Origin of the sequence: Phenylobacterium sp. (assembly GCF_030693805.1) — a bacterium.
GTDB lineage: Bacteria > Pseudomonadota > Alphaproteobacteria > Caulobacterales > Caulobacteraceae > Phenylobacterium.
This window is the reverse complement of the sequence record NZ_JAUXZW010000291.1, coordinates 1-2,522: the sequence shown is the minus strand read 5'-3', so window position 1 is coordinate 2,522 and position 2,522 is coordinate 1. Positions and strand designations below refer to the sequence as shown.

Annotated in this window: 2 protein-coding genes and 1 pseudogene; all 3 read left to right on the top strand. The window is 67.0% G+C overall.

Features of this window, described 5'->3' with window-relative positions:
* The coding region (gene hemB / locus Q8M88_RS11165; RefSeq protein ID WP_305597231.1) for a porphobilinogen synthase at positions 1 to 727 on the top strand (727 nt) is incomplete at its 5' end.
* Positions 728 to 1,056: 329 nt separating this feature from the next.
* Positions 1,057 to 1,953, top strand: a complete 897-nt coding sequence (locus tag Q8M88_RS11160; protein ID WP_305597230.1) for a flagellar motor protein MotB — start codon at positions 1,057 to 1,059, stop codon at positions 1,951 to 1,953.
* A 78-nt stretch (positions 1,954 to 2,031) separates the two neighbouring features.
* Positions 2,032 to 2,522 (top strand): annotated as a pseudogene (locus Q8M88_RS11155) (arginyltransferase); the annotation flags it as partial.

The window sequence follows — 2,522 nt, the reverse complement described above, 5'->3', positions numbered from 1 at the left end:
CAGCGCCGCCGATCCCGACGGCGTCATCCCTCGCGCCGTCAAGGCCATGAAGGACGCCGCCCCCGAGGTCGGCATCATGTGCGACGTCGCCCTGGACCCGTTCACCGACCACGGCCACGACGGGCTGCTGGAAGGCGGCCGCATCGTCAACGACCCGACGATCGAGCAATTGGTCGCCCAGGGGCTGATGCAGGCTGAGGCCGGCTGCGACATCCTGGCGCCCTCCGACATGATGGACGGCCGCTGCGGGGCGCTGCGCCAGGCGCTGGAGGCGGCGGGCCATCAGGACGTGATGATCATGTCCTACGCCGCCAAGTTCGCCTCGGCGTTCTATGGCCCCTACCGCGAGGCGATCGGCTCGGGGAAGCTCGGGACCGGCTCGGTGGACAATCCGCCGGACAAGAAGACCTACCAGATGGACCCCGCCAACAGCGACGAGGCCCTGCGCGAGGTGGCGCTCGATATCGCCGAGGGCGCCGACATGGTGATGGTCAAGCCGGGCATGCCCTATCTCGACATCGTTCAGCGGGTCGTAGACGCGTTTTCCATGCCGACGTTCGCGTTCCAGGTCTCCGGCGAGTACGCGATGCTGATGGCTGCTGCACGCAACGGCTGGCTGGACGAGGAACGCGCGATCCTGGAAAGCCTGGGCGCGTTCAAGCGCGCCGGATGCGCCGGCGTGATCACCTATTTCGCCCCAACCGCGGCCCGCCTGCTCGGCGCCTGAACGGGTGCGACACATGCGACCGGGCGTCGCGCCCGATCGTCGTAAAGAATCTGTTTATCGCCAGCGCTCTAGCGTCACCTCACGCCATTCAAACGCGAGCGGACCCATGCTTTCGGACCTCATAGTCGCCACTGCGCTGCTGACCTCGCCGTTCACCATCGGCCTGGCGGTGCTCTGGAGCGCCCATCGCGGCTACATGGCGTCCAATCCCGAACGTCGCGACTAACAGTCCACAGGCGTTTTTCGGGCCGCCAGACAGGCCCGTTCAACACCATCTTAACGGGCGCGCGACCAGGGTCGCCCATCAGCAGGCTTAACCGGGGTCAACCATGTCGGTCGGCGACGCGCCAATCGTCATCAAGAAGATCAAGAAGGGTGGCGGACACGGCCACCACGGCGGCGCGTGGAAGGTCGCCTACGCCGACTTCGTGACCGCGATGATGGCCTTCTTCCTGCTGATGTGGCTGATCAACACCACAAGTCCCGAGCAGAAGCGCGGCATCGCCGACTACTTCGCGCCGGCCAGCGTTTCCGAAACCACATCCGGCTCCGGCGGCATCCTCGGCGGCACCGCACTCGGCGACGACGGGGCCAAGGGTTCCGGCTCGCGCTCGGTGATCGAGGAACTGGCTCCCGAATCGCAAAACCCCGACGACGGCAAGAGCACCGACGCCGCCAAGAGCGACGCCTCCAGCGCGGACGCCGCCCAAGAGGCGCTGCAGAAGCAGGAGCAGGCCGCCTTCGCCTCCGCCGCCCAATCGCTGCGCCAGGCGCTGCAGGACATGCCGGAACTCGCCGAACTGTCGAAGAACCTGATCGTCGACCAGACGCCCGAGGGCTTGCGAATCCAACTGGTCGACCAGGAAGGCCGCTCGATGTTCAACGAAGGCGCGGCCCAGCCCAACGACCGGGCCAAGCTGCTGCTGCGGGCGATCTCCAAGGTGATCAACCAGCTGCCCAACCGGATCAGCATCTACGGCCACACATCGGCTAGCACGGGGGGCGCCAAACCGGACGGCGACTGGCAGCTTTCCGCCTCGCGCGCCGACGCCTCGCGCCGCGTGCTGCAAGCCTCCGGCGTCGACCCGGACCGCGTCTACCAGGTCTCCGGAAAGGCCAACTCCGAGCCTCTGTATCCGGACGATCCGACCCTGCCCGGCAACCGTCGCATCGCCATAGTCCTGTTACGCGAAGCGCCCGTACTGCCGCCCGACCACGGACTGTGACGTTACCCGCTTGCGCGAGCGCTTGGCATGACGCCTAATCAAGCTCGTGCGCAGTGGTTTGAGAGCGACCGCAGGTCCGTGACGCAGCATTTCCCGACCCGACAGCTCAGGTTCTTTCTGACCGCGCCCTCGGCGTGCCCGTACCTGCCGGGACGCTTTGAACGCAAGGTGTTCGCCCACTTGCCGCTCTCCGACGGCCCGGTGGTCAACGATTCCCTGACCCAGGTCGGTTTCCGGCGGTCTCAGAACATCGCCTATCGGCCGGCCTGCGAGTCCTGCCAGTCGTGCGTCTCGGCGCGCATCCCCGCGTCCGACTATGTGTTTTCGCGCTCCGAGCGCCGCACCCTGGCGCGGAACGAGGATCTCGAACGCCATCTGGTCGAGGCCGAGGCGACGATGGAGCAGTTCGACCTGCTGCGCCGCTACCTGGGCGCACGCCACGCCGACGGCGGCATGGCCGAGATGACCTGGCCGGACTTCGTGGCGATGGTCGAAGACACCGCCGTGCGCACTCACCTGATGGAATATCGCGTGCGTTCGCGTGACGGCGGGCCGGGCGACCTCGTGGC